Consider the following 24,807-nt stretch of genomic DNA (forward strand, 5'->3'; position numbering starts at 1 on the left):
GCTGCTTTTGCTGGTGGCGTCGGTTGCGGAGGGGAAGAGCTTTCGCCCCTCCCCCTCCGGATCTGATCCAGGGAGACGGATCAGCTGATCGGATCGAGAACGGTCGGCCAGGCCTCCTTGTTGGTCCTGATGGCTTCGAGCAATTTGTCCTCGCCGATGCGCCGGGCGATCTTCTTCCACTCGGTTTCGGTGTCGGCCATCGCCTGCTCCGACGTCTTGGCCTTGGTCAGCGAGGCCATGAGGTTTTCGTCCAGCGCGTTGTGGAAGGCGGTGGCGCCGGGATAGTTGATGGTCGGCACCGTTCGGGCGACCGTCTCGCGCACCACGTCCATGTGGTAGGCATGATAGGTCTGGCGCACCAGCGGATCGGAGAAATCCGAAAGCCGGAACGGATCGAGATAGCCGCCGGGGTTGGCGCTCATCCAGGCATAGATGCGCGCCGAGCCCAGCCATTGCAGCAGGAGATAGGCGACCTCCTGGTTCTTCGACTGCGACGAGACCATGCCGGTCAGCGAGAACCAGAGCACCGAGCGGCTGATCAGCTTGCCGTCGATCTCGCGGCCGGGTGGCAGCATCGTGCCGATCTTGCCGGTGACCTTGGAGTCCTTGTTGCCGGCATTGTCGAGGAATTTCGGCAGGTTGGAGAAGGCGCAGGTCATCGCCGCGCCGCCCTTGGCGAAATTGCCGTACTGCTCCGGCCAGCCCCACGAGATCGCATCCGGCGAATGATGGGCGAGCGATTCGACATATTCGTTGGTGGCCGCGATGCCGTGCTCGGAATTGATCAGCGGCTTGCCGTCATCGCCGAACAGGAACTGGTTGGGCGAGGCCATCGACACATAGCGCTGATACCAGTTGGTGTAGCCCCAGCCCTGGTTGCGCAGGTCGGTCGAGCCGAACAGGCCCTTGTCGGGACGCTGGAAGAAGGCGGCGATGTCGCCATGCTGCTTCCAGGTCTTCGGCGGTGCCAGGTCGTAGCCGTATTTGTCCTTGAAGGCCTTCTTCTCGGCTTCGTCGCCGAACAGGTCGGTGCGGTAGACCCAGGTCTGGAAGTCGCCGTCCAGCGACACGCCGTAGTTCGAGCCGCGATATTTGTTGAGCAGCGACACGCCCTTGGCGCCGTCGACATAGCCGGTCTTGGGATCGTCCCATTCCGGCTTGTACTGGGCGACGAAGTCGTCGAGCTTGGCGATGCCGCCGGTCTCGGCGAGGTCGCCAAGGCGGTTCCACTCGGTCGAATAGATGTCATAGGCTCCACCCTTGGTGGAGATGTCCTGCATGGTCTTGGTGAATTCCTGGCCATTCGGCAGGCCGACGATCTCGATCGGGATGCCGGTCTCCTTTTCCCAGAGCTCCTTGATCGACGGCGCGCCGGCCGGGAAAGGCTGGGTGAGCTGGCCGATCGAGCCGTCCGACAGGCCAAGCACGATCTTGGCCGGCGCCTTGCCGGCCCCCTTCAGCGCCTTGGCGGCCTCGACCGCGCGGCCTTCCGGCGTGTCGGGGCCGTATTGATAACGCTCGGCGCCGTCGAAGCCGGTCGGCCCGCCGATCATGCCGGGCGCCAGTGCGTCGGCTGCATAAGCGCGGCCGGGACGAATGAATTGTGGCGCGATACCTGTCGCGGCGACGAACACCGCGGCCTTTCCTCCGGACGCCAATAACCGGCGCCGCGAGATGCGGATCAGATCAGACATTGGAATTCCTCCCTCAGGGCCAACGTTTCCTCCACGAGCCCATGAGGGATATTGACGGCAGTATCGGAAGGCTGTCAACATCATAAATGATCAAAATACCTCACAACATCGCAACGAGGCGGGGAATGCGTCATACCGGAGTTCATACACCTCTCCAGATGCCTCGATTTGATGGGAAATGTGTTTTCCCTTCCCGGCACGATCGCCCCGGGCGACTTGATTTAGCCTGGCGGCTTGCGCATCGGCCAAGGCCGGATACATCATTTCCCATCAGAATCGCGGATAGCGAGGCGTTGGCAGCATCGGGCCGGCAGCCCGCATTGCGTGATCCTGATGCATTGAGGAGATGAAAGACGGTGCGTTCCACCCTGACTGACATAGCCCGGGAAGCCGGCGTCTCCGCCGCCACCGTCGACCGCGTGCTCAACAATCGACCCGGTGTACGGCCGCGCACGCGCGAGGTCGTGCTCGAGATGGCGCAGCGCCTCGGCTACATCGCCGAGAGCCCGAACGGCGCGCCGCCCAGGCCCGTGCCCGGCGAGATCATCCGGCTCGACTTCGCCCTGCCGGCGGGCACGAATTCCTTCATCAAGATGCTGCACCGCCATATCGAGGCGCAGGCCTTGGCCCGCCCCGATCTCGACGTTCACATCGCCACCACAGAGGGCTTCAATCCCGACCGGCTCGCCCGCTTGCTGCAGGATCTGCGCGGCCAGACGCAAGGCGTCGGCGTCATCGCGCTCGACCATCCGACGGTGCGCGAGGCGATCCGCTCGCTGTCGGCCAACGACGTCAAGGTGGTGACCATCGCCTCCGACATCCTGCATGTGCCGAGAGTCGCCTATATCGGCATCGACAACCGCGCTGCCGGGCGGCTGGCCGGCTATCTGCTCAACCGTTTCATGGGGTCTGGACGCCCCGGCAAGGTGGCACTGTTTGCCGGCTCGCTGTCCTATCGCGGCCATGAGGAACGCGAGATGGGATTCCGGCACATATTGACGGAAGAGTCACCCAACCTGCAGATCGTCGAGATGCGCGAAATGCTCGACGACCGCGAAAAGGCCTATTCGGAGGCGTCAGCCCTTCTGGAGCGGCACCCGGACCTTGCCGCGATCTACAATGTCGGCGCCGGCAACACCGGCATCGCGCGCGCGCTCAAGGAGCGCGGCCGTGCGCGATCCATGGTTTTCCTCGGCCATGAGGCGACGGACGGCACCAAGGAATTGCTGCTCGACGGCACGCTCGACGCGGTCATCGACCAGAACCCGCGCGTCGAGGCCCGCGAGGCGCTCAACATCCTGACCCATGCCGTCCGGGGGCTGCCCTATGAATTGCACCAGCCGAGGCTGCAGGTGATCTTCAAGGAGAACATCCCGGAGATTTGATATCCTCGGACGAACGGGACAGCGCCGCGAACGCGCGCTGCCCCGATCACTCCGGCTTACTGGACAGCGGCGACTTCCGCCGCGGCGGCGTCGACAAAGCTCTTGTCGATCCATTTGCCGTAATCGATCGAGCCTTTCAAAAGCCCGGCGCTGGCCATGAATTTTTCCTCGCCCTTCAGGGCCTCGATCGCATCGTCGGTGAGTTTCGGGTCCTGGTGAAACGCCCCATCGGCATAAGTCTTGCGCACCGATTTTTCCGACGACTTGGTCGCCTCCACGAAGGTCTTGATCGTCTCATCGGGATGAGCGTCGGCCCAGCGCGAAATCTCGATATCGACCTTCAGCAGGCGCTTGACCAGATCGGGATATTTCGCCGCGAAGGCGCCGTTGACCGAGATGACATTGGGCACGTTCCATTCCGGATGGGTGCCGGTGTCGAAGAGGATGCGGGCCTCGCTGGTATCGACCAGCTTGGCCGCCGTCGAATCCGTCTCGACGATGGCGTCGATGTCGCCGCGCAGCAGTGCCGGGCCGGATGCCTCGAAAGGCAGGTTCAGACCCTCGACATCATTCGTCGTCAGGCCGACGCTGTTCAACGCCTTGCTGAAATTTGAATGCCGCACCGTGCCGGTAAGATAGGCGACCTTCTTGCCCTTGAGGTCCTGCAATGTCTTCAGCGGAGAATCGGTCTTGACGACGATGTAGGAGCCGCCTGTCCTGACATAGCTCGACAGGCCGATCAGCTTGACGTCGGCGCCGGAGGCGGCGACACGCAGCGCCGGGTTGTTGCCGGTGTAGGTGAACTCGATCGCTCCGGTCGCCAGCGCCGTCGTTGCCTCCGAGCCGCCATTAAAGGTCACCAGTTCGACCTTGATGCCGTCCTTGGCGAATTCCTTTTCCCACCAGCCATCCTTCTGGGCGAGGATGAATTTGAGATGCCCGGGCGCGGTGCTGCCGATGCGGATGACATCGGGCTTGTCCTGCGCGAAGGCCGGCATGCCGCCAAGGCCTATGACGACGGCAATGGCGCCCTTGAGGAGCAGCCGGCGAAATCCATCGAATGCGATGCTGGTCATGGAAAAATCCTTCCTGATTGGTATGAATGGATGGCTTAAATGAGCGAAGACTCGGACTGCCCCTTCCAGGCCGTGGCCCAGCGCTCGAACCAGACGAGCAGGTAGTTGACGGTCAGCCCGATGACAGTGAGCGTCAAAATGCCGGCATACATGTCGGCCGTTTCCATCATCAGCTGCGAGTTCTGGATGAGGAAACCGAGACCGGATTTGGCCGCCAGCATCTCGGCGCCGATCACCGCGAACAGCGAGGATTTGACCGCCAGCCGCGCGCCGGCGACGATCGAGGGAATGCTCGCCGGCAGGATGACTTTTCGAAACAGGTCGAAGTCGGACGTACCCATCGAGCGTGCCGCCTTGATAAGCAGCGGATCGACCGACTTGACCCCGCTGATAGTGTTGACCAGGAGAAAGAACACCGAGGAGTAGAAGGTGATCGCCACCTTCGATTCCTCGCCAATGCCGAGCAACAGGATGAACACCGGCAGCAGCGCGAATTGCGAGGTGTTGCGCAGCGTCTGCACCAGAAGATCGCTGACCTTCTCGAACAGCGCATAGCGGCCCATCAAGAGGCCGAGCGGTATGGCCACCACCACACCGAGCGCAAAGCCGATCGCGGCGCGCTGCAAGCTGATGCCGATATGTTCGACCAGCACGCCCGAGGCGAGCAACGCCCACCAGGCGATCAGCACCTCGCTCAATGGCGGGAAGAAGATGCGGTTCAGCCAGCCGAGCCGCGGCGCGATCTCCCAGGAGAGAAAGAACAGGCCAAGCAGCGGCAAGCCATAAAGGAAGGTGCCGGCATGCGCTCCCTTCCCGCGAACCTTGGCACCTGCGGCGACACCGCGCGTCTTGATCGCAGGGACGTTCGTCGAAACCGCAGCCTCGCCGGCAGCGCTGCGAAAGCCGATGGCGGGGCCGAGCTTTTCGGTCAGATAGGCCATGGGTCTAGCTCCTCAATGGCTGAAGGCCGGCGACAGCGTCCAGTCCTTCTGCGCCTTGTTGACCTCGTCGCGCAGCACGTCCCAGACGCGGGCGCGATACAGGTTGAATTCGGTGCTGGCGCGGATATCGCCGTCGCGTGGCCTTGGCAGGTCGATATCGATGATCTCCTTCACTGCGCCGGGCCGCGCCGTCATCACCACCACGCGGTCGGCCAGGAAGATCGCCTCGTCGATCGAGTGGGTGACGAAGATGACAGTGGTCTTGATCTTGCCCCAGATGCGCAACAGCTCGCCCTGCAGCAGCTCACGCGTCTGCTGGTCGAGCGCGGCGAAGGGCTCGTCCATCAACAGCACTTCCGGATTGCTGGCCAAGGCGCGCGCGATCGCCACGCGCTGCTGCATGCCGCCGGACAGCTGATTGGGAAAACGGTCCTCGAAGCCGGCAAGGCCGAACAGCGACAACAAATGCCGGGCCGTCGCCGTCCGCTCGGCCTTGGCGACGCTGCGCACTTCCAGCGCATATTCGATGTTTGCCAGCGCCGTGCGCCAGGGGAACAGCGCATATTGCTGGAAGACATAGCCGGTCTTCGGATCAGGCTTTGTAATCCGCCTGCCGTCGAGCTGGACCTCGCCACCCGTCGCCTGCGTCAGCCCGCCGATGATGTCGAGCAGCACCGACTTGCCCGAACCACTCGGACCGACCAGCGTGATGAACTCGCCCTTGCGGATGGCAAGATCGACGCCGTCGAGGACGGTGACGCGGTCTGTCGCCTCGCCGTCGACAGTGACGAACTGCCCCGGCTTGAGCTGGAAGGTCTTGCTGATGTCGTTGACGACGATGCGGTCCATGGTCCCTCGCTCCTATTGCGCCACGCGGATGCGGTGCGTCGGGTCGAACTGGGAGCCGCCGGCCTTGCCGCGCGCCCAGCCGAGCGCGCGGGCATAGCTGCCGAACAGAAGGCGCTCCTCGACCTCCGCCTCACTGATGCCGGTTGGCCCTTCGGCGAACTCGGCAACGTAAAGCGCGTCGCTCGGGCAATAGATTTCACAGAGGAAGCAGGTCTGGCAGTCGTCTTGGCGTGCGATGACGGGGGCACCATGCTCGGTCGCGTCGAAGACATTGGTCGGGCATACCTTGACGCATATGTCGCATTCCACGCAGCGCGTGGCCGAGACGATCTCGATCATGATGCCAACTCCGCCGGCCGCTCAGGCGTCCCTTCGATGCGGAACGCGTCGACACCGGTGATGATAAGGCGGCGCGCCAAGGCTGGGCTCTTACCCGGCAGATCGGTGCGGCGGTGCATGCCGCGGCTCTCGGTGCGGTGCAACGCCGAGGCCACGGACCAGCGCCCGGCAGCGGCGATCGATGCCGCCTCGCGTGCGCGGACTTTGTCCGCGCCCTCGCCCCGCAGATGGTCGCGCACAGCGCGCCAGACGCTCTCCAGCCGTTCGCTGCTTCTCTCCAGGCCTGCGCCGCTGCGGAAGAAGTTCTTGTCGAGTGGCGTCACTTCGTTACGCACCGCCTCGATGACCTCGCCCGCCGCGATATCGGCGCGCGGCGTTGCCGCAGGACGCAGCCCGGCCTGACCGAGCGGTTGCACGGTGCTCCGAAACGCCTTGCCGGCGCGGCGCTTGGCATGGGTCGATGCACCCTTGCCTGCCCACCAGCCGCTGGCCAGCGCCCAGGAGGAATTCACGGCGCCACCACCCGACACCGCCCCGGTCATGATCTCGCGGCTTGCGGCGTCACCGGCGACATAGAGGCCAGGCACGCCTGTGGCGCAGTCGTCGGAGACAATGTCGATGCCGCCGGTGCCACGCACCGTGCCTTCGGCGCGCAGCGTGATGCGAAACAGGTCAATGAACGGATCGATGCCGGCCCGGTCATAGGGCACGAAGCAGTTCGGCTGACCCTGACGCAGCCAGCCCTGCAACGCCGGTTCGGCCTGGTCGAGCCGCGCATAGACCGGACCGTCGATCAGTGCGCGCGCCACCTCGTCCTCGCGGTCGCCGATGCCGTTCCGCAACGGCTCGCCCGTGGGTCCGAGGATCGGCGAGCCATCCTCGCGATGGAACGAGGCCCAGCGGAACGGCAACCCCTTGTTCAGCGAGGAACCGTACGGCGCCAACGTGTACTTGCCAGTGAATTCCATGCCGGAAAGGCTGGCGCCCGCTTCCGCCGCCATCAGATAGCCGTCCCCGGTCAGCCCGGTGCCACCGAGGATGCGCTCGCGGAACGCACAGCCGCCGGTCGCCAGCACCACGGCCTTGGCGTCGACGCGCCAGTCATGGCCCGCCTGCCGGGCGACACCGCCTGCGCCGACGATGGCATCGCCGTCGGACAGGAGTTCGAGCGCGGGATGATGGTCGAGCACGGTTACGCCGGCCAGCAGCACGCGGCGGCGCATGAAGCGCATGTAGTCCGGCCCGCGCAGATTGGCGATGTAGAGCCGCCCGTCATCCTCGCTTGGGAAGGGATAACCCCACTCCGAAAGCCTGAGCAGATTGCGGTAGGCGGTGTCGACGCAACGCAGCATCCACCGCTGGTCGGCGAGTTCGCCGGTTCGCTGCCAGCGCCGCTCCACCACGGCATGCCTGTTATCGCCCGGCGGCACGCACCATGTGCCGGTGTTCGACGGCGCCGTGGCGCCGCTGGTACCGAGATAGCCCTTGTCGGCCAGCGCCACCCTGGCGCCGCTTTCGGCCGCCGCCACCGCCGCCCAGGCCGCCGACGGACCGCCGCCCAGCACCAGCACATCGGCCTGGAGATGCAAGTTGTCGGAAGCTGATTTTTGCGACTTGGGCATGGATGCTCGGCGAAGGAGTGCGACGTGGCCGGCGCTATGCGGCGCGGGCCGCACCGGAGAACCACACCGGCTCATTGCCGGCGCTCCATTTGATGTTGCAGCCGATCGACGGCACTTGGCTTGCGGCGGGCCTGCCGCCTTCCAGCACCGTGTCGACAGCCGCGCGCAGATCAGCACCGGTCACCGGCTTGCCATTGCCTGGCCGCGCGTCGTCGAACTGGCCGTGATAGGCGAGCCGGCGATCGGCGCCGAACAGGAAGAAGTCGGGCGTGCAGGCCGCGCCATAGGCTTTCGCCACCTGCTGCGAGGCGTCCTTCAGATAGGGGAAGGAATAACCGACCTTTTCAGACTCCTCGCCGATCCGCGCCAGTGTCTCCTCGGGATGCTCCAGATGGTCGTTGGCGTTGATCGCCACCACATGCAGGCCCTTGGCCGCGTAGTCTCTCGCGAATGCGGCGAGCTGTTCGCGGATCAGCACGACAAAGGGGCAACGGTTCGAAATGAAGGCAACGAGCAAGGCCGGCCCGACATCGAAATCGGCCAGCCGGTGCAGCACGCCCTGTGCGTCCGGCAACAGGAAGTCGGCGGCCTCGGTGCCAAGCTCGATCGGATTGGATTCAGTCTTCGGCATCGATGCTCTCCCTTCAGCCGGCTTTCACAGGTCAAGCGGCAAGCGCCCAGGCACCGCAGTTAGTCTATGAATTTAGTAGAATTATACGCCGCAGGGCACGCCCACGGTCAACCGCGCAGCTTAGAATATCGTGCCAATGTTCGGGGCCGCGCCGGCAGGTTTGTTCGAGAGAAGGCCGCCTTGGAAGAAATGAGACTTGGGAAGCAGCGGCGGCTTCCATCCGCGATGTCCGCAGCGAGCTTGATTAGGAACGCATGTTCCTAGACCTTGCGAACGACCGCAGCGCCATCCCCACCAACACCGATGAAAATCCGACCACCGGAACCAATGCCGGAAATATCGCACACCACAAGCGGCATGCGAATGTCGTAGAGAAACTCGGCGACGATCGCGCCCACCGCCAGGATCGGGTCCGGCCGCTCCAGAAGAATACCCGCCGGCGCCGTGCCAATGCGGATCGCCTCGGCCAGCACCGAGGACGAGGATGACGATCCCCGGCCGCTCGGCATGACAAGGATCTTGCCGGCGACATTCTGGCCAAGACCTGGATGCGAATGATCTGTTATGTCGCCGGTCTCGGCATCGATGCCGCCCCAGAAGCTGAGCGGCTGCGAGAACACTAAGGCCTGCCCTTCGGCGGTGCCGGCCAGTTGGAAAGTGCCCAGCCGGTCAGCCGCGTCCGTTTCAATCCGGCGCGTCACGACACACTCCGCACGACGTGGCCAACCGCGGCGGAGCGGATGCAGTCCCTCATCTCGGCGAAGGCGACGGTCACGCCGATATTGCCCGGCGCGTAATGCGCCCATTTGCCGGAATTGGTCATCACCACGCCATCGAGACGTTCGAGGATCGAGGTGACATAGGTGCAGGTATCGGCAACCGGGATCAGGCCGAATGCCTCCATGCCGTCGAGCGCCCCCTCCTCCTGCAATCGCGTCAGCGTCGCGCGTCCGGTGTTGACATAGATCGGGATGCCCTTGCCGGGTGCTGCCTCGCGCAGCAGCGGCAGCAGGCGCATCCATTCCTCATGCGAGAAATGCGGCGTGCCCAGCGACACGGCGCGGAGCGGCGCACCATCAGGCACCATCGACAGCCTGGCCAATGCATGGTCGATGTCGGCACGGCTGACGCGGACGATCTCCTCGGGCACCATGCCTTGAAACGCCTCGTCGCCGGTTCTGGCCTCCGGCGTGATGCCAACCGCATGGAACAGCGCCACCGCGCCTGTCGTTGCCGCCGCGGCACCGAGCGCTTTCAACTGGTCCTCGTCGCGCGGCCTGGGCAGGCCCGCAATCACCGGAACGCGGTCGCCGCTGGCTTGCCCGATGATCAGCCCGACGCCGACGAACAGGCTGTCAGTCGGTTCCAGCTCGGCAACGTCCAGTTCGAACAGGACACGGCCGCGCCGGTTTTCGCTGAGATGCAGGCCCCAGGCCGGTGCGCGTCCGGTCATGGCGCAGCACAGATCGATGAAATCGCCGTAGCGGTTGGTGCGCGCGCCGATCACCGAATTGGCGAAGACAATGGCATTGGATTCCCCCCAGGCGATCTGCTGGCCGAATTTGGGTCGGAACCGCGTTTGGTAGGGCGCGCAGGTGAATGTCGCCTGACAGCCAAGTTCGAGATGCGCCTGCATCAACCGCCGCGCCGGTGCTTCCTCCGCCGCCGGCATCTTCACCATGCCGGGATGGATGAGGTCGAACGAGCCGACATTGAGCGTTGTCGGCACTTGAACACGACCGCCGCCCTCGACCAGCCGTTCGACGAAATCGAGCCCGGCTTTGCCGTGATAGAGGCAACCGTCGATATGGGCGCCGGTGATGTCGAGCAGGCTGTTTGCTCCGATCGCGTTGGAAAAAGCGGCCAGGATTTTCATGGCCGCCGCAGCGGACGGGCCGTGCTCGCCGCCGAGCATGGATTGGTCGCGGGCATCCAGTTCAAGCGTCATCGATGTGCTCCTAGGCCTACCCGACCGTATGGCGGGACAGCGCCCCCCTCTGCCCTACCGGGCATCTCCCCCACGAGCGGGGAGATCGGCGGCTTCAGCCTTGGCGCTCGTTTTTTGCGACGTGAGAGATTTGCGAAACCAGCGATGACAGTCAATCTCCCCCCTCGTGGGGGAGATGTCCGGCAGGACAGAGGGGGGCGCCAAGGAACGCCATCCATCCCAACCGTCGACTGCATCCTAACCGCCGATCAACACCGTGCTGTCCGGCGACCATCGCAGCACCACATCCTGCCCCTCCGCCAGCCTGTCGGCACCGGTGTTTTGCACGATGACCTTCAGCGTCTGTCCGGCGCGCTCGACGAAATAGGTGCTGTTGTTGCCGGCGAAGATGCGCTTCGACACCTGCCCCTCGAGCATGGTGACATTGGCGGCATCCACGGGCCGGCATCGGCGGCAATGCGGATGCGCTCGGGCCGCACGGCCCAGCCTGCCCCTGGCCAGCGCGACATGGCCGAGCAGGATGGCGAACAGGCCGCGCCCGACGCCGAAGAAGAAGATCAGCATCGCCGTGCCGGTGATCAGCCAAGGAATGGCGATCGGCGGAAACAGCAGCGCCTGCAGGAATTTCTTGCCACGAAACTCATGACGAAAGAGCGCCAGCGACGCCGCCGAGCCGAGCACGGTTGAAATGATCGTGGTGATGACCGCGATCTCGATGCTGTTCCAGGTCGCCGCGATCAGCTGGTCGTTCTGCCACAGCGAGGCGTACCACTCGGTCGTCCATTCGAACGGCGGCTGATAGAGGGGCGAGACGTTGAACGACATCAGCGCCATGATGATAGGCAAATAAAGGAAGGCGAGCAGCAGCCCGACATAGAGGCGACCCAGCCATTCGAGGATGCGCGTCGTCGCCATCACGCCACCCTCCGCAGCAGCGGCGAAGCCACCGCCAGGATGACCAGCACGACGGCGAGCAGGAAGAAGGACAGTGCTTCCCCGAGCGGCCAGTGAACACGGCGACGAACTGGTCCTCGATGACCGTGCCAAGCCAATTCTGTCAACCACCAGCGCAGGGACGCTTCATCGCAATTCGCCCGGAGCCGCCCTTCGAGGAACCGCTTTGACGAAAAAAGGCCCGCTCCGGGAAGCCGGAGCGGGCCTTGGGGAGGATGAAGGGGTGGACCCTCTCCTCTTGTTTTCACGGGAGGTGTGGACCGCGATCACCATACCTGAACCCCGCGAAATGCCTGATGCATCACAATCCGGTGCTCGGCAACGTAAGCGCGGTCACGCGATCGCGATTGCTCCCGTGATCGAACTGCTAAATGCGGCCCAGGACGACAAGAATGATGATGATGATCAGCACAAGTCCGAGACCACCGCCACCATAATAGCCGGTTCCGTAGAACGGACCACCACCGATACCGCTGAAGCCGCCAAGCAGCGCGAGGATTAGAATGATGATAAGTATTGTTCCGAGACCCATGACTTTCCCAGCTCCTAAATGCGCGCTTTCGCGCCGTTTCAACATCGCGCTATTTCAGATGTTGTAAGGTATGAACGTTTTAGGGGAGCTGGCGTTCCCCCGGGCCATCCCGGCTACGGAGCATCCAGCCCGCAAAGCAGAAAGCCCGCCTGGACGGCGGCTTTCCGACCGGTCGGAGGCCAGGAGAGTGCGGTCAAAGCCTCAGGGCTGGTTCCGCAGCCTCCTTCAACCTCAGCGGCGTGCGATCAGCAGGCAGAGCTGGCGCAGGTCGCGGTCATAAGTCCCCTCGCTGCCGAGAACGTCGACGCAGCGCTTCTTCATGCGCCTCAGCTGGGAGCTCGACACCTGGGCCACGGCACGCGGAACGTTGAGCTGGCTAGGGTTGGGCGATATGCCCACGTTCGACGGGTTGCTGGGATTGGTTACGTTGCCGATGCCCACGCCGACGCCGACACCACTAGTACCGCCAACATTGGCGCCAAGCCCCGCGTTGATACCGCCTGTTCCACCAGCATTGGCGCCGAGCCCGGCGTTGATGCCGCCCGAATCTCCGATATTGACGCCGGCCCGGCATTCGCGCCGTTGCTGCCGCCGACCGGAGCGCCGAGCTACAGCGCCCTCGCCTGGGGAGCAGCTCCGACCACTGGACGCTGATGAGCCTGTTGGCCAACCCTCACAGCCTGGCCTTCAGAATAACCGGTAGAACAGCCGGTAGTGTACATGTTCCATGTAAGCGCGATACTCCGGCTCGGCGGCCAGCAAGGCCTCCTCGCGCAGGATTCGATACAGCTGCATGTAGGTGATGACCGCATAGACAGCGAGATTGTGGAAGGAAAAGGCCGACAGGAGGTAGAGCACATGGCCGGCGAGGTAGCCGGCATAGATCGGATGCCGCACCAGCCGATAGGCACCGCCCGTCATCACACCGCGATTGGCCGGCAGGATCGCAAAAGAGCGCCCCAGCGAGATCTTGCCCCAGATAACGAACAACAATGCGATGATCTGTAACGGCGCGGCGACGTAGAGAGGGATGAGCGCAATGCCTGGCTTGAGACTGATCAACGCAACGCCAAAACTGGCTGTCACCGAAACGATGACGGTAAGCAGATTCCAGTCACGCGTGACCGGACGCCGCGACAGCAGCAGCCAGGTGAAGGTGAGTATCTCGGAAATCGCCACCAGCGCGGTGTTGAGCCGGGTCGGATCCTCGAGAAGCTGATAGACGCCGCGATAGACGAACAGCCCCGCGCACAGCAGCGCACAGGCGCGAAAGAAGCCTTCGCGCAAGTCGAGCATGATCTCGTGCTTGCGCGCCGCCGACAAAAGCCTTTTGTCTGGCGCACGCGAAAGCGCTTCACTTTTTGACATTAGCAAGGCAAGCATCCCGATGATCCCTCGGGGGCGACCTTTGCACGTAACCATTGCCGTGCCGTTAACCGAGAAGATCAGATCGGCATCAAACCGGGTCGAAGGTGAAGGCCGTAGCCGCGGTTTTGTCGGGCTGCGACCTAGCGACATCCTCGCCTCCAGCATCGGACGATACGACCTTTTCGCAGTCTCAGCGTCGGCACCTATCTGAGGTACCCATTGCTGAAATATCCCACGAAATCCGGACGTTGCGCGACAACCTTGCCATCGGCATCATGCAGGATACCCGCGGCGAGGAGGTAGGAGCCGATCGCTTCCATCTTGGCGGGATCCATGATGCCGATAGTGCCGTCTTGCCCGCGCAGATAGTGCCCGTCGATCAGTGCCTTCAGCGAAGTCTGGATCAACGCCGGATTGGTGAGGGCATCCTTGTTGGCGGCGATCAGCAGCGTCGCGGCTTCCTCTGGATGATCCACCGCGAACTGATAGCCGCGCCGCGTTGCCTGGATGAAGGACGACGCCAGTTGGGGATTTGACTGGAGAAACGCTTCGCTCGAAGAGATGAGCGTCGTGTGCTCGTCGGGAACGCCATAGTCGGCATAGACGAAGCTGCGTTGCTTGACGCCCTTGAGCTCGGCTTCGACGCCCTCCCAGGTCGACACTTCGAGGGTGAAGTCGACCGAACCGTTGGCGAGCGCCTCATAGGCGGAAGTGCCGAGCGTCACCGTCTCGAAATCGCCCTTGCCGCCATCATGCCGGATGATGGTCGAGATCAGTGCGTTTTCCCAGGCGCTGCCGAAACCGCCATAGGTCAGGCCATCCAGATCCTTCGGGCTCTTCATCTCGCTGCGCGCCGCATTGAACACCAGCCGACCAGTTTCGGACTGCACGACGGCATAGACGGCCTTCAAGTCGGCGCCGGCGGTCTTCTGGGTGAACAGGCTGATGGTGCCGCTGATGCCGAAATCGGCGACGCGGTTGGCGACAAGCGTGCCGGCGCCGGTGTCGCTGTAAGGCACGATATCGACCTCCAGACCGGCCTCGCGATAAAAACCCTTTTCGCGCGCGACGAACAGCCCGATGTGGTTGGTGTTGACCGTCCAGTCCAGCGCGACAGTGACTTTTTGCGTTGCCGCGAAGGAGCGGCTCGATCCGGTGGCCAGCGGTACGCTAGCGGCAAGGGTGAGCAGCAGAGCCTGCCTTCGCGTCAAGTCAGTCATGGTCATGTCCTTTGGTTGGCTGGAGGTTGAGCAGAATGTCGAGGATCTCGGCCTCGAGTGCCCCGGCCTGCCGTGTGGCGGCGCTGGTCGGATCGCGCGGGCGCGGCAGTGGCACCTGGATCTCGCGCACGACACGGGCAGGCCGGGCCGACAGCACATAGATGCGGTCTGACAGGAACACGGCTTCGCGCACGTCATGGGTGATCAGCAACGCCGTCCATCGATGGTGCCGCCACATCTGTTCGAGCCAGCGCTGCATGGCCGCGCGCGTCAGTGCATCGAGCGCGCCGAACGGCTCGTCGAGCAGCAACATGTCGCGTTCCTGCACGACAGTACGCAGCAGCGCCGCGCGCTGCCGCATGCCGCCTGAAAGCTGCGCCGGAAAATGCCGCTCGAAGCCGGCAAGCCCAAACTCGGCAAACAGCGGCGCGACACGCGTCCGCGCCGCCTTGCGGCCGAGGCCCTGCACCTCGAGCCCGAGCGTCGTGTTATCGAGGATGCGCCGCCACGGCATCAGCGCGTCCCGCTGCGGCATGAAGGCGAAATGCCTGCCATGATCGTCGAGCGGCGCGCCGTCGAAAAACATCTCACCCTCGCCATGCTCGGCGCCGGTCAGAAGCTGGAACAGCGTCGACTTGCCGGCACCCGAAGGCCCAAGGATCGAGACGAATTCGCCGGCATCCACGCGCAGCGAAATGTCGGCGAGCACTTCGAGCCCGCCAAAGGCCTTGCGCATATGCCGCAATTCGAGCCGGCTCATGCTTGCGGGCCTTTTCGGGCGGCTTGCCTGCCAGCGGCTCTTTCCCAGGGCATGGCAAGTCGTTGCAGCACCACCGTCAGCCCGAACAGGACGAGGGTAAGGGCGGCGCTGACGCCGACGGCGGCGAGCACCAGGTCGGGACGGAAATTGTTTTTGGCGTTGAGCATGTAGATGCCCAGCCCTTTGGCCGCGCCCGCATATTCGGCGAAGATGGCGCCGACGACGGCATAGGTGATGGAGATCCTGAGGCCAGCGAAGAAATAAGGCAGCGCCGAAGGCAACCGTGCCAGGATGAAGACCCGCCAGCGCCCTGCTCCCATGGCGCGCAGCATCTGCCCGATCTCGACCTCGGTAGCCTCGTAGCCCTGCACCAGGGCCACCAGCATCGGGAAGAAGGTGACCAGTGCCACCAGCATGATCTTGGGCGTCAGCCCGAAACCGAACCACAGCACCACCAATGGCGCGATGGCGACCAGCGGCAAGGTCTGGCTGACTATGAAGACAGGAAACAGCGCGCGCCGCAAAGGCTGGAAGAAGTCGACCAGCATCGACAGCGCGAAGGCGGCGCTGAGCGAGCAGGCAAAACCGATCAGCGTGGCGCGGATGGTGGGAATGGCGTTGTCGAGCAGCGCGTCACGATTGAGCATCGCCTGTTCGAAGACGCGCGAGGGTGCCGGCAGAACCGTCGGCTTGATGCCGGAATGGTTTGCGTAGAGTTCCCACGCCACGAGCACCAGGCCGATCGATATCACGGCCGGCGCTGCCTGGGCGAGGAAGCCCGCGAGCTGACGCGGGTTGAATGACGATGAAGCCACGAGAGGATGACCTTGACGGCGTTCGCGCGTCGGCGCGAACGGTTCAGACGGCAGTGGGACTGTTGGCCGAAACCGTGACGTCGAGGGTTACGTGGCCGGCGCCCGGTCCGAAGCGGCAGAAGGCTTCGTCGAGCGCCGAGAAGATCGCGCCAGCATCGCCGCGCAGCTTGGTGCAGAAATTCTTGGAGCGATCATAGACGCCAGACTGCTTCAGGAAATCGATGCAGCCATAGATCTCGTCCATATGGTCGTCCGTGCCCATCACATAGAGCGAGAACTGCGCCGCCGCTGGCTGCCCAGTGGCGGGCGCGCCGCGCACGGCGGAAATGGCGGCTTGCTTGCGCGGGCCGAGTGGCCCGGCAGGTCCGCCAAACGTGTCGGAGCGGCAGATCGGATCGTCCGGCTCACCTGGGCAACCACGCGAAATGGTCGCCGACAGCACGCAATGCTTACCGCTGCCAGACGCAGCCACGAAAAGGTCGCGCAGCGCCGGGAATAGCACCTCGGGGGGCCCGACCAGCAAGGTCGAGATGTCGTCGGTCTCGATCCTGAGCTTGTCGCGATACGGATCGAGCACGCCGAGCGCACCCAGGATGACGCCGACAAAATCGTCGGCCATGGGATATAGGGAAACCTGTGCGCCTGAAAACATCGCCCGCCTCGCTCCGCTGGTATTACCCAGATCAGCTTCTAGGGTCTGTGGGCTTGCCGCCCCCGTCTCAGCCCCGACCGTACGGAGCACCCCTGTGGATGGCGGCGTTAAAGCACCATTCGATCGGTTGGGGAAGCTGTTTTTTCAGCAAGCTGCGCCAAAAGCATTGCGCCAGCGCAGGCGCAACCGGGTGTTGCGGCCCGGAAATTTGTCTCGATCCGGGCGCAGCCAACAGCCCGACCATCACGCCGGGCGACATGAAATTCCAACGCGGACCAGAATTGCCCGACCAGCACGCGGACGGATGCCAATGGCAGGGCGACCGCGCCGACCGTGAACGACAAGAACTGCGGTAAGTAGTTTTCGCAGCAGGAAAAGCGCGGACGCAAGTTCCGCCATGCGCATTGGCTTCACTATCCGCCACGACCGGCCGGCGGTACCTCTGGCGCCGATTCGCTGGCTACTTTGCCATACACTCTTATTTCGGGGCACGGTTTTCCGGCTTTTGGCCGTGCGAATGCGGTGTGCATTTTCATCAGCCGTTTGAGCAGGCGGCCATAGGTGAGGTATCGAACCCGGCCATTGGCAAGATCGAACTCCACCCTCCCCCATCGCCTGACCGGACCTTTTCCAGTTGGCGGACCCAGTCGCGCGATCTGAAAGGCCAACCGAACCTCGCGGCCGGCAACGTCCAGATAGATACCGGGATTGCCGCCCAGGACGTGCCACAATCGGGCAACGTGCTCGATCGACATGTCGGATGAAATCGCCATGTGGTTCCGCTCAAGTCGCGCCCAGACGAAATCACCGGTTGGCTGCCGCGTCCCGGACACCAAATCCTTGCAATAGGCTGGCGCCACCTCGCGCACCAACGCGCGCATCGCGGTCGCCACGCTGTCGGCCACATCCCGCCGCGTTGCCCAGTGTGCTTCGCAGAACGGCACCTGTCCGAGGATGTCACCGTCATCGAAATTGGCGGACATCTTGTGCAATGTCACGCCGCCATGGACGGCATGCTGGCCGTCCGCGACCAGGCGATGGAGAGGATGCGGACCCCGGTAGTTGGGCAGCAGCGCTGGATGAAAATTAAGCCCGCCCTTGGGAAAGAGGCCGAGCAGTTGTTGCGGGATCAGGGTCGGGAAAGCGTAGCAGATCAGTACATCCGCGGCGACGTCAGGCAATTGCCGGCCAAGCTCGTCCCAGTCGTAAGGCCGGCCGAATTCGATCAACTTTACCGGCGTGTTGCCGAGATAGCGCCTGAGCAGAAGCTGGCGCCTCAGCCGGCGTCGAAAATTGCCAATGCTGAAGCCTCTGGATGGGCGCTGAAAGCCAGGCACGATGATCGCGCCAATACGGTTTCCCGCCTCGATCCAGCCGGAAAGCAGAGGCCCGGTGTAAGCAGAAACATCCAGGATGAAAACTGCATTGAGCTGCCGGGCGCCGGCCACAGGCTCGAAAGAAATCATCTTTTCAGATCCGGCGGGGCAAGACATCGCCCGGCAATCCGAGCACCGTAACGAACCGGTCCAGTCACTACCAAAAGACCGGCCGAGCCGTCAGCCTGGTTTGGGAGAAAGCGGTCCTGCCGCGGCGACACTTGAGAGCCTTTCCCGCTTCACCAACACAGGTTTTTCGTAGAGTTTCCTCATGCTCCCCCTGAAATCAATCAACCCGCGCAGTTGGTCAGCAGTGCCGCGGACTGTCAACCGCCGGGCGGGGCTGACAGCCGCTATTGATATGGCCTCGCGGCAATCGGCGGGCGCTTAAACCCACTGCCGCAAAGACTGATCCGCGAGCCTTATGAAACGGCCTTTTCACGAACCGGCAGTTTCCAATCCGGCCTGACGAAATGGCAGGTGTAGCCGTTCGGATACTTCTCCAGATAATCCTGGTGCTCGGGCTCGGCCTCCCAGAACGCTCCGGCTGGAGCGAGCTCGGTGACAACCTTGCCGGGCCACAGGCCAGAGGCATCGACATCGGCGATGGTGTCCTCCGCCACACGCTTCTGCTCCTCACTGGTGTAGTAGATTGCCGAGCGATAGCTCATGCCGACATCGTTGCCCTGGCGGTTGCGCGTCGTCGGATCGTGGATCTGGAAGAAGAATTCCAGAAGCTGGCGGAAGCTGATTTTCGCCGGATCGAAGCTGATCTCGATGGCTTCGGCATGCGTGCCATGATTGCGATAGGTGGCATTCGGCACGTCGCCGCCGCTGTAGCCGACACGCGTGGCGAGGACGCCCGGCATGCGCCGGATCAGATCCTGCATGCCCCAGAAACAGCCGCCGGCAAGCACTGCACGTTCGCTCGAAGTCGCCATGTAACGTCTCCTCAAAAGGCAATTCCGGGAAAACTGTAGCGGCGTTCCCCGGGGAATTGCGCGACAACAAATTTGGATAGTCCCATAAATGGGCATTGTCGCCTGCTTCGTCCAGTCGGACGAGCGGGCCATTCGGCTATACCGGTGAAAGGCGCCCCCTAAGGAACGGGGAAACCTTAGATGCGCGGATGCCGAGTCCGGCTGCTGGCGGCGACCGGCAGATATCGGATACCAGGCGGAATGGCCGCAAAACTGATCGCCACAGGCGGCGCCTCGCGCGACCAGTTGAAAAGAACGGTCTTGACCGGAACGTTGTCCAACCATGCCCGCAGCTGCGACGGCACGTGAGGACCCGACCAAACCATCAGCATGCCATGGTCGCGCAACCGCTGCCTCGTGATCCAGGGTGCGAACCGCATATCGAGATCGGTGAAGATCGACGGCTTGTCATAGGCGTTGAGGCCCGCCAGCATGGCAAGATTGGTATCGCCGCCGACAATGTCGAGCCGGCCGGGCACCGCGGCGTGCCACACCGCCTCGGCCTCGTCCGAGATCGGCCGCGCCGGCCAGCAGACGGCGTCCATCCGCCCGCGCACATTGCAATCCGTCCAGCGGATGGCCGCATAGGCCCCCGACATGGCCACGATGCAGATGAAGGCGCAGATCGCCAACCTTCGCATCTCGGGGGCACCGAGCCGGTGACCGAGAAAGGCGAGCGCGACGACGCCGACGAGATTGTACATCGGCGCGCCCCAGGCCTCGCCGGTGCCGGTGAACAAAGAGGCGACCATGATCAGCGTCGCCGGCCCAAGTCCCATCCAGGTGAGATAGACCAGCTTACCGCGCTCGACGGGGTCCTGCGGAGCCGACGTACGCCGCAGCAGCCCTGATATCGCCAGCACCAGGAGGAAGCCGGAAAACCCGGCCAGCTGGACACCGATATAGTAGAGGCGCGCACGGTGCTCGGTTACCCAGGCATCGCGGCCGGCGAAATAGGTCAACGGCAGGAAATCGATGCGGTAGAGTGCGATGGCCAACGGCGCGGCGACCGCGAGACAAACGGCCAGGCCAAGCCACGGCCAGGGCGTCGCCAGCCGACTGCGCGCGCGCGCGTCGGACAGCAGCCAGAGAGCGCCGAAGGCAAGCAGCAGGCCGGTGGAAAACTTGGCATAAAGCCCGACGCCCGACACCAGTCCGAGCGCCAGCCACCAGCCTGGCCCGCCACCGCGGCCGGCGCGCCACAGCAGCCAGCAGATCGCGGCCCAGAACGGCATTTGCGCATAGTCGTGATTGAATTGCGGCGTCGGCCAGCCGAAGAAATAGACCGATGGCATCAAAAGCACGGCGGCCAGCGCGCGGCGTTGTCCGAGCATGTCGCGGGCCAGCAGATAGACCAGGACGAACGTGGCCGAGATCGTCAGTTGGGCCAGCAGATATTGCGGCCAGCGGAACGATCCGGTCAGGAGATGGCTGGCCTCGAGCAGCCAGCCGGGGAGCTGCGGGTGCTTGTAGGTCAAAAGCACCCATTCGCGGCCCCACATGAAGCCTTCCACGACATCGCCGGGCGGTGCGGGATCGATGAGTGTTGGCACCACGGTCCAGCACAGCGTCTGCACCAGACACAAAAGTGCCAGCAAACCCCAGGGGTGCCGAAGCAGGGCGGACCAGAACGACGACGAGTCCAGCGCCACGGCAGGCAGCCCTGCCGGCACCCAACGATCGATGGAGTCGTCAATTCCCGCCATGCGCGGCTTAAACCACATTGCCCGGTTTGCCGAACAGCCCCAACGTCAAAGCTTACAAAAAAGTATACTTGCAGGTCATTGCAAGACCAAGATTGAGCGGGAACTTCGGCGTCCCGTTGCCCTTACCGGGCAGAACAGCCCGCACACCTGATCCCACTAGAAAATCCCGGATATTCGATGCGTCACCCGCATGCCGTCATCCACCACCGCGCGCTCGACTTCTGGCTGGCGCGCGCGGCGGTCCTCGTCATCATCTGCCTGCAGCTTCTGGTCATCAACGATCTTTCATTCGGTCCCCGCTGGCTGGCGCCGGCGCTGGAGGCCGCCCTGCTCGCGCCGCTGTCCGTGGCCACCGCCTGGACGCAGGCCGCCACCCAGAAAGCGGTCGAGGAGGAGCACTGGTATCTGGTCGGACGGTTTCGCGTCATGATCCGCCGGACGGCCCTGGTGATGACCGGCGTCGTCAGCGTCATGAATTGCGGTTCGCTGGTGCTCCTGGTGCGTGCCTTGCTGGCTGGCCATGCCGGCTCCAGCGGCCAGACGCTGCTGGTCGACGCGCTCAACATCTGGGTCACCAACGTGATCGTCTTTGCCTTGTGGTTCTGGAGCACCGACCGGGGCGGGCCGCCGACCTGCGGCCTGGTCAAACGCGCCCATGCCGATTTCCTGTTTCCGCAAATGACCCTGAATGATCGCGAGATCCGCGACTGGCTGCCCGGCTTCGTCGACTATTTCTTCCTCGCCTTCACCAATGCGACGGCGTTTTCACCAACCGACACATTGCCGCTTTCCCGGCGCGCCAAGCTTTTGATGATGGCGGAGGCGATGATCTCGCTGCTGACGATCGCGCTGGTCGCGGCCCGCGCCGTCAACATCCTGGCCTAAGGCAGGTCTACCGAAGTAACCCGGCTTTGGAGCACGCCATGCATGAAAAATCCGAAGATGCGCGTTAGGCCCAGAAACACCAATAGCCCGCCCCGGCGAACCGGAGCGGGCTATTGGTTGTGTGCGATGGCTGTCGCTAGTCCAATGGCATTGCATCGCAGGCGGCAATCCGCCGCCGTCAATCGGCGCCGAGATCCCGTTCAAAGACCACCTGGTCGCACAACGGAATGCCGTTCACGAGCAGGCCTTCGGGATAACCGGTCGATGGCCCGAACGCATCCCGAACGATGCGGTACATCCGAAAGCCCTGCCGCTGGTAAAATCGCAGGTTGCCGATATCGGCGCTCGCCGTCGAAACGATCAGACGTCGGCCGCCGCACTCGCGGCAGCGGATGATTGCCGCCGCGACAAGGGCACGCCCCAACCCCTCGCTCTGTCTTGCCGGACGCACGGCAAGGCTCTTGAGTTCGAAGACACCGCCGTCGCCTGTCTCGATGATCTGCGCATGGCCGACGATCCTCCCGCCATCCCGCGCGACGAGCACCTCGCCCTGACCGATATAGCTGGAGATCTGCATGGCTGAATCGTCGGCAAGGGCAAACAGCGGCCGCAACGCGTCGCGGTCCCCGTCATATCGTTCAATGTGCATCCGCAAACCCAAACTGAATCAACGCCGCCGCGAACGCGGCAGCCTTGCGTCGGGATATAGCAGTGGCCGGTCGGGAGCCACAAATGCAAAAAAGCCCGCCTCGGCGCGAGCCGAGGCGGGCTTTGGCTCGATAGAGCCGACAGGTGCAGATTTTCGACGCCGAGCAAAGTGTCGGGCTATTCCTCCGCCGCGGGCCTGAACCTCCGCACGATCACCTCGAACAGAATATCCGAGATCCACATGGCGCAGACGCCGATAAGAAAAGCCGCCGCCAGCGTCGTCGTGTCGTCATTGGCCAGCGGCAGCCCGGTGGCGCGGGCATACTGGACCACGGGCAGCGTCAGATAGGCCGCGGCCAGCGCGCCGCAGATTGGCGACGCCACCATCTCGCGCAGCTTGTAGCGATGACGCGACAACGCCCGCAGGACGCCGCCGGCGAGACCAGCGGCAACCACCGGCCCCTTGATGCCGAGCAGGTCGAACAGGTCGTGCATCATTTCACCGCCCTCGCAACGAGAAAGCCGAAGATCGATCCGGCGCTGAAAATGATCACGCCGCCAAGCAGCAGGACCGAGCCCATCGGAAGGAAGACGACAGTCATGGCTTCCACCCGCACAGTCTTTCGCCCTTGCGGTTGTGCGCCAGCAGCGCCTTGACCTCGGCATCCGACAGCGCGTCAATCGCGGCCGCCGACACGCGCAGCGGGCTCGACACCGCGCAAAATCCGCCCTTGGCGGTGGTACAGCCAACCAGCGCGGCCACGACCGAGGCGAGCATCACTCCCTTGCCCATGATCCGAGCTCCTTTCGGGCGGCGGCGGCCGGCAGTGCGCCGATGTCGTTCTGGATCTGGTCGGCAACTTCGCGCGCCGCGGCTTCGGTGGCGGCCTGTCGCGCGCGCTCCGCGCGCTCGCCGGCCAGCCGCAGGCGAACACCCCAGCCGAATGCCGCCAGGATGGCGGCACCAATGGCCAGAACGGTCGGATTGGTGAGCAGGAAATCAATCAGCGCGCTCATTGGTTTGGCTCATCCTTGACCAGATAGCCGACGGCAAAGACCGCGATCGGCAGAAGCGTGGCCCATGTCTCGGCGTCGTACCAGGAAGGCCAGAGATTGCGCACGAAGACGCCGGAAACGGAAACTGCGGCAGCGGCGATCGTGGCGGCCGTCAGCTTGTTGGTTGGACGGATGGTCGGCTGGGTAACGCTGGCCATGGTCAGAACATCCCTTCAAGGGCGGCGGCGACGTGGCGCCACGCGGCGAGGATGACGAATAGGCAGGCAGCGATGATCCCGCCCGCCTTTGCCGCCATCGGCATCCCGGATTTGTCAGGCGCCGGCGACGCGGGCTCGACGGCCGGCGCGTTGCCGGCAGGCACCGTGTCGTTTGATCGAGTCACGTCCGGCGCCGGCTTTGCAAATTGCGCAGTCGCGGGCACTGCCGCCGGGCTCGACATCAGCAACGCGTGAGCCCGCACCGACTTGATCCGATCCGACCAGCCGCGCCCGAATGTCGCCCATGTCGGCAAGCGTTGCAGGAACGCCAGCCGCGCATCGCAGAGCTGGTCGATCACGACGCCGGCCGGTCTTGCCCTGACCGCCGCCAACGTGGCCGGCCCGATGCGGCCGTCCTGAAGAGCCCCCACCATCGCCTGCAGATACTTCGCCGCCCTGCCCGGGCCGCTGTTCACGGCGAAATCGAAGACGGCATAGTCCACCCCGTCAGGCAGTTCCGCGCCGAGCACGGCATCCCAATAGAAGCGGCGATAAACCGTTGCCACCTGATCATCGTCGATCTTCTTCAGATCGGCCTTGGTGGCGTCGGCTTTCACGTAGCGGCGAAAATTGGCGAGGGTGACGCCCTTCATCGTGGCGCCGCCCGGATCGGCCGGATTGTCCGACCAGCCGCCTTCGGATTTCAAGACGAGCGCAAGCGCCCGCACGAAGTTGCGGTCCATGGGGGTTCCTTTCGGATGGTGATGGCTATTGTCGGCGCCTGATAGCCGGGCCGACGGGGAACTATGGAGTCGAACTCGTACCGGACGGGAATCGCGCGGCCCGTTCCGCTCACGGCAAGGTGACTTTGCCCGATATTTCGTATAAATTGCAGGTGGGCAGTTTGGGGATTGAAATCAATGACAGCGCTAAGCGTTGAGAAGTCGGTGGTCGGCCGCGTTGTCGACGGGTTGTTGACCAGCGGCTACACAATTAGCTTGAGCGATGGCACCCGTGACCGCCTAGTGCAGTCGAGCGACAGAGAAGCGATCCTAGCGGGAATGCTTCGAGAACAACGGAACTGGTTGGTGGTTTACGAAAGCGGTTCAGGCTTCGGATGGATTCGACTGGAAGACGGCTCGGTGCGCGAATATACCAGCAATCTTTGGCGGGCCCTTCACAACGCTACCTCGCTGAAGCTGTAAGCTAGAT

Annotated in this window: 29 protein-coding genes, 1 pseudogene and 1 riboswitch; of the genes and pseudogenes, 4 read left to right on the forward strand and 26 right to left on the reverse strand. The window is 63.7% G+C overall.

Annotated elements, in window-relative coordinates; all coding sequences use genetic code 11:
* Nucleotides 1-80 precede the first annotated feature (80 nt).
* Nucleotides 81-1,694, reverse strand: coding sequence for an extracellular solute-binding protein (locus tag EN845_RS28775; RefSeq protein WP_127873216.1), 1,614 nt, complete (start codon nucleotides 1,692-1,694; stop codon nucleotides 81-83).
* A gap of 356 nt (nucleotides 1,695-2,050) precedes the next feature.
* On the opposite strand from EN845_RS28775, the gene EN845_RS28780 reads away from it, so the two are divergent.
* A complete protein-coding gene (locus tag EN845_RS28780; protein ID WP_127873217.1) occupies nucleotides 2,051-3,079 on the forward strand; it encodes a LacI family DNA-binding transcriptional regulator in 1,029 nt (342 codons plus the stop codon).
* Between the two features lie 56 nt (nucleotides 3,080-3,135).
* On the opposite strand, the gene EN845_RS28785 is transcribed toward EN845_RS28780, so the two are convergent.
* From EN845_RS28785 to EN845_RS28875, 16 genes and pseudogenes are all read right to left on the reverse strand, one after another.
* Nucleotides 3,136-4,155 carry an aliphatic sulfonate ABC transporter substrate-binding protein gene (locus tag EN845_RS28785; RefSeq protein ID WP_127873218.1) on the reverse strand — a complete coding sequence of 340 codons (1,020 nt, stop codon included), beginning with the start codon at nucleotides 4,153-4,155 and terminating at the stop codon, nucleotides 3,136-3,138.
* A gap of 35 nt (nucleotides 4,156-4,190) precedes the next feature.
* Nucleotides 4,191-5,096, reverse strand: coding sequence for an ABC transporter permease (locus EN845_RS28790; protein ID WP_127873219.1), 906 nt, complete (start codon nucleotides 5,094-5,096; stop codon nucleotides 4,191-4,193).
* A 12-nt stretch (nucleotides 5,097-5,108) separates the two neighbouring features.
* On the reverse strand, nucleotides 5,109-5,945 hold the full coding sequence (locus EN845_RS28795; RefSeq protein WP_127873220.1) for an ABC transporter ATP-binding protein: 837 nt from the start codon (nucleotides 5,943-5,945) through the stop codon (nucleotides 5,109-5,111).
* A 12-nt stretch (nucleotides 5,946-5,957) separates the two neighbouring features.
* Nucleotides 5,958-6,284 carry a ferredoxin family protein gene (locus EN845_RS28800; RefSeq protein ID WP_127873221.1) on the reverse strand — a complete coding sequence of 109 codons (327 nt, stop codon included), beginning with the start codon at nucleotides 6,282-6,284 and terminating at the stop codon, nucleotides 5,958-5,960.
* A complete protein-coding gene (locus EN845_RS28805; protein WP_127873222.1) occupies nucleotides 6,281-7,906 on the reverse strand; it encodes an FAD-binding protein in 1,626 nt (541 codons plus the stop codon). The genes EN845_RS28800 and EN845_RS28805 overlap by 4 nt, the downstream gene beginning before the upstream one ends.
* Nucleotides 7,907-7,940: 34 nt before the next feature.
* Nucleotides 7,941-8,537, reverse strand: coding sequence for a thioredoxin family protein (locus EN845_RS28810; protein WP_127873223.1), 597 nt, complete (start codon nucleotides 8,535-8,537; stop codon nucleotides 7,941-7,943).
* A gap of 260 nt (nucleotides 8,538-8,797) precedes the next feature.
* Nucleotides 8,798-9,238, reverse strand: coding sequence for a DUF126 domain-containing protein (locus EN845_RS28815; RefSeq protein WP_167531514.1), 441 nt, complete (start codon nucleotides 9,236-9,238; stop codon nucleotides 8,798-8,800).
* Nucleotides 9,235-10,485, reverse strand: coding sequence for an aconitase X (locus tag EN845_RS28820; protein ID WP_127873225.1), 1,251 nt, complete (start codon nucleotides 10,483-10,485; stop codon nucleotides 9,235-9,237). Before EN845_RS28820 ends, EN845_RS28815 begins: the two co-directional genes overlap by 4 nt.
* A gap of 237 nt (nucleotides 10,486-10,722) precedes the next feature.
* The gene (locus EN845_RS36205) at nucleotides 10,723-11,400 is read right to left on the reverse strand and encodes a TOBE domain-containing protein (protein WP_245511825.1); all 678 of its coding nucleotides are present in this window, start codon (nucleotides 11,398-11,400) and stop codon (nucleotides 10,723-10,725) included.
* Nucleotides 11,400-11,536: pseudogene (locus EN845_RS36210) on the reverse strand (ABC transporter permease); the annotation flags it as partial. The gene EN845_RS36205 and the pseudogene EN845_RS36210, both read right to left, overlap by 1 nt.
* A gap of 270 nt (nucleotides 11,537-11,806) precedes the next feature.
* Complete coding sequence (locus EN845_RS28845; protein ID WP_127280942.1) at nucleotides 11,807-11,971, reverse strand: DUF3309 family protein; 165 nt, start codon at nucleotides 11,969-11,971, stop codon at nucleotides 11,807-11,809.
* A gap of 687 nt (nucleotides 11,972-12,658) precedes the next feature.
* A complete protein-coding gene (locus EN845_RS28855) occupies nucleotides 12,659-13,504 on the reverse strand; it encodes an isoprenylcysteine carboxylmethyltransferase family protein (protein ID WP_245511826.1) in 846 nt (281 codons plus the stop codon).
* A gap of 38 nt (nucleotides 13,505-13,542) precedes the next feature.
* Nucleotides 13,543-14,559, reverse strand: coding sequence for an ABC transporter substrate-binding protein (locus tag EN845_RS28860; protein ID WP_127873226.1), 1,017 nt, complete (start codon nucleotides 14,557-14,559; stop codon nucleotides 13,543-13,545).
* Nucleotides 14,552-15,319 (reverse strand): ABC transporter ATP-binding protein, encoded by a 768-nt coding sequence (locus EN845_RS28865; protein ID WP_127279091.1) that lies wholly within the window; start codon nucleotides 15,317-15,319, stop codon nucleotides 14,552-14,554. The genes EN845_RS28860 and EN845_RS28865 overlap by 8 nt, the downstream gene beginning before the upstream one ends.
* Complete coding sequence (locus EN845_RS28870; protein ID WP_167531515.1) at nucleotides 15,316-16,134, reverse strand: ABC transporter permease; 819 nt, start codon at nucleotides 16,132-16,134, stop codon at nucleotides 15,316-15,318. Before EN845_RS28870 ends, EN845_RS28865 begins: the two co-directional genes overlap by 4 nt.
* A gap of 43 nt (nucleotides 16,135-16,177) precedes the next feature.
* Nucleotides 16,178-16,786, reverse strand: a complete 609-nt coding sequence (locus EN845_RS28875) for a YkoF family thiamine/hydroxymethylpyrimidine-binding protein (protein WP_127873227.1) — start codon at nucleotides 16,784-16,786, stop codon at nucleotides 16,178-16,180.
* A riboswitch (TPP riboswitch) is annotated at nucleotides 16,777-16,890 on the reverse strand. It overlaps the preceding gene by 10 nt.
* Between EN845_RS28875 and EN845_RS35580 the strand changes: the two genes are divergently transcribed.
* Nucleotides 16,885-17,142 (forward strand): hypothetical protein, encoded by a 258-nt coding sequence (locus tag EN845_RS35580; protein WP_167531512.1) that lies wholly within the window; start codon nucleotides 16,885-16,887, stop codon nucleotides 17,140-17,142. (Overlaps the previous riboswitch by 6 nt.)
* Before the next feature lie 57 nt (nucleotides 17,143-17,199).
* On the opposite strand, the gene EN845_RS28880 is transcribed toward EN845_RS35580, so the two are convergent.
* From EN845_RS28880 to EN845_RS28895, 3 genes are all read right to left on the reverse strand, one after another.
* Complete coding sequence (locus EN845_RS28880; protein WP_168247830.1) at nucleotides 17,200-18,015, reverse strand: formyltransferase family protein; 816 nt, start codon at nucleotides 18,013-18,015, stop codon at nucleotides 17,200-17,202.
* 569 nt (nucleotides 18,016-18,584) lie between these two features.
* Nucleotides 18,585-19,103, reverse strand: a complete 519-nt coding sequence (gene msrA, locus EN845_RS28890; RefSeq protein WP_127873229.1) for a peptide-methionine (S)-S-oxide reductase MsrA — start codon at nucleotides 19,101-19,103, stop codon at nucleotides 18,585-18,587.
* A 176-nt stretch (nucleotides 19,104-19,279) separates the two neighbouring features.
* Entirely contained in the window at nucleotides 19,280-20,848 is a 1,569-nt protein-coding gene (locus tag EN845_RS28895; protein WP_245511827.1) for a glycosyltransferase family 39 protein, read from the reverse strand.
* Between the two features lie 177 nt (nucleotides 20,849-21,025).
* Here EN845_RS28895 and EN845_RS28900 point away from each other — a divergent pair, with 177 nt between their 5' ends.
* Complete coding sequence (locus tag EN845_RS28900) at nucleotides 21,026-21,733, forward strand: hypothetical protein (protein ID WP_127873230.1); 708 nt, start codon at nucleotides 21,026-21,028, stop codon at nucleotides 21,731-21,733.
* A 178-nt stretch (nucleotides 21,734-21,911) separates the two neighbouring features.
* Here EN845_RS28900 and EN845_RS28905 read toward each other — a convergent pair whose 3' ends face one another.
* From EN845_RS28905 to EN845_RS28930, 6 genes are all read right to left on the reverse strand, one after another.
* Nucleotides 21,912-22,382: a GNAT family N-acetyltransferase gene (locus tag EN845_RS28905; protein ID WP_127873231.1), complete on the reverse strand. Its 471-nt coding sequence runs from the start codon at nucleotides 22,380-22,382 to the stop codon at nucleotides 21,912-21,914.
* Between the two features lie 176 nt (nucleotides 22,383-22,558).
* Nucleotides 22,559-22,876 (reverse strand): hypothetical protein, encoded by a 318-nt coding sequence (locus tag EN845_RS28910; RefSeq protein ID WP_127873275.1) that lies wholly within the window; start codon nucleotides 22,874-22,876, stop codon nucleotides 22,559-22,561.
* Nucleotides 22,877-22,979: 103 nt separating this feature from the next.
* On the reverse strand, nucleotides 22,980-23,174 hold the full coding sequence (locus EN845_RS28915) for a hypothetical protein (protein WP_127873232.1): 195 nt from the start codon (nucleotides 23,172-23,174) through the stop codon (nucleotides 22,980-22,982).
* Complete coding sequence (locus tag EN845_RS28920) at nucleotides 23,159-23,398, reverse strand: ABC transporter permease (RefSeq protein ID WP_127873233.1); 240 nt, start codon at nucleotides 23,396-23,398, stop codon at nucleotides 23,159-23,161. Before EN845_RS28920 ends, EN845_RS28915 begins: the two co-directional genes overlap by 16 nt.
* Complete coding sequence (locus EN845_RS28925) at nucleotides 23,395-23,595, reverse strand: hypothetical protein (protein ID WP_127873234.1); 201 nt, start codon at nucleotides 23,593-23,595, stop codon at nucleotides 23,395-23,397. Before EN845_RS28925 ends, EN845_RS28920 begins: the two co-directional genes overlap by 4 nt.
* A gap of 2 nt (nucleotides 23,596-23,597) precedes the next feature.
* Entirely contained in the window at nucleotides 23,598-24,338 is a 741-nt protein-coding gene (locus EN845_RS28930) for a glycosyl hydrolase 108 family protein (protein ID WP_127873235.1), read from the reverse strand.
* A 177-nt stretch (nucleotides 24,339-24,515) separates the two neighbouring features.
* Here EN845_RS28930 and EN845_RS28935 point away from each other — a divergent pair, with 177 nt between their 5' ends.
* Nucleotides 24,516-24,800 (forward strand): hypothetical protein, encoded by a 285-nt coding sequence (locus EN845_RS28935; protein ID WP_127873236.1) that lies wholly within the window; start codon nucleotides 24,516-24,518, stop codon nucleotides 24,798-24,800.
* Nucleotides 24,801-24,807: the final 7 nt, after the last annotated feature.

The organism is Mesorhizobium sp. M8A.F.Ca.ET.202.01.1.1 (genome assembly GCF_004791595.1).
Lineage (GTDB): Bacteria > Pseudomonadota > Alphaproteobacteria > Rhizobiales > Rhizobiaceae > Mesorhizobium.